Raw genomic sequence first — 1,827 nt, 5'->3', positions numbered from 1 at the left:
CGCTGATTGTCAAGGTAGTTGTCAGTAAAAATTTATATTCTTGTTTCGACAGGTTATCAGATATTGTTCTGTACCTGACGTGAGTATCAATGAATACCCCATTTTTATTGACAATCACGTCAGGCACAGAGCTTTTATCTGAGCATGTCCATTTGAATCATCAGATTTTTATGAAACAGCTGTCTCCTCAACAGCAGTTTCTGCTTCTTCGCTTATTTTCTCCGGATTCAGATACACTGTGTCCGGAAGGCTCCAGTCACGGGTCAAACGTCCGTTCCAACGCTCGGGATGCTCTGTTTTGGCTGCTTCATAAACTTCCTTGCGTTTGGCAAGTATCTTGTCAGATAAACCACTGCGGCGCTGATATGGGGTAAGAAACTTTAATCCACTATGATGATGGTCATGGTTATACCACTTTACAAACAGACTTACCCATTCCCTTGCTTCTTCCAGTGTTGCAAACCCTTTAGGCTGATAATTCGGACGGTATTTTAATGTTTTAAAGAGACTTTCCGCATATGGATTATCATTGCTTACACGCGGTCTGCTGTTTGAAGGTGTTATGCCAAGCTGATACAGCGTTGCAAGCATCGTTGCACCTTTCATGGGAGAACCATTATCAGAATGTAATACTAATGGCTCTGTAGTAAGGCGTCCCTGCTTTAAACAAATCCTTTTGATCAGGCTGCTGGCATAATCGGCATTTTCTGTCTCATAGACCTCCCAGCCCACGATACTCCGGTCATAGAGATCCGAAAAAAGATACAGATAGTAAAACATTCCTTTATGTGGGCCATTCAGATACGTAATATCCCACATATACACCTGATTGGGTGCTGTTGCACTGTATGTAGACGGACGGTTATGCTTTGGTGCTTCACTGCGTCCACGATGGTTCAACATTTTTTCTTCCCGTAAAACACGGTAAAAGGTTGATTCAGAGGCGATATAGATGCCTTCATCGGCTAGTGTTGGAACGATCTCACATGGCGCCATGCTGGCGTATTCAGGCTTGTTACAGATATTTATGATTTCCTTTCGGGTTTCTGTCGGGATCTTATTTGCCGGCTCTGAATGATCCGCTGTGGGACGTCCATCTTCATAGGAATTTATATCTGATTTCCTTTTTTTCCAGCGGTAAAAAGTCCTTTCTGTAATTCCGAGACGGTAACAGGCTTTTTTGCAGGATGCACCAGATGCAATAGCTTCATTGATTAGCAGTACAGCATTTTCGCGGTCTGAGGCGCTAATCATTCGTCCTCGGGATCCCCCCAGATCGCATTTGCTTTTTTTGACAATACAAGTAAAGCTGCAGCTTCGGCAAGAGCTTTTTCCTTGCGTTGTAATTCCTTTTCAAGTTTTCTGCGTTCTTTTTCAGAATCCTTGAGTTCCCGGTTTAGTCGGGAGGCCTCTTTAGCGATGCCGCCATTTGCATTCATGCAGGCATCTTTCCAATCCTTAATCTGCTCAACATAAAGTCCTTTTTTACGGGCATATTCAGCAAGTTCCGTTTCATTCATGCTCGCTGTTTCAACAACAACTAAGAATTTATCCTGTGTGCTCCAATTGTCTGGGATGGCATCTGTACCAGGAGTGGCATAGCCTTCCTTTCTGGCTTTGTCCCGCCAGTTACGCAATGTCTGTTCGGAAATACCTTCTTCTCTGGAAATTTTTGTAATGGATTCATTGTTTGGTGGAAGCATCCTCCTGAGGAGTGCATCCTTTAACTCTGGACTATAGTTCATAATGAAAGCTCCCTTCCTGCGATAGCTCTATACTACCACAAATGTAATTATCTTTCACTGACAACTATCCTAACACACAGGG

General features: G+C 43.3%; 1 protein-coding gene. It reads right to left on the bottom strand.

The features are described from left to right. Positions 1–168: 168 nt before the first annotated feature. A protein-coding gene (locus DW826_RS17840; protein WP_117470990.1) for an IS3 family transposase occupies positions 169–1,748 on the bottom strand; the annotation gives its coding sequence in 2 pieces (ribosomal slippage) (positions 169–1,295 and positions 1,295–1,748; 1,581 coding nt in all). Positions 1,749–1,827: the final 79 nt, after the last annotated feature.

This window comes from Clostridium sp. AM34-11AC (assembly GCF_003435375.1).
In the GTDB taxonomy this organism is placed as follows: Bacteria; Bacillota; Clostridia; order Lachnospirales; family Lachnospiraceae; genus Pilosibacter; species Pilosibacter fragilis.
Note: the sequence above shows the minus strand (reverse complement) of the source record. Positions and strands in the feature narration are given on the sequence as shown.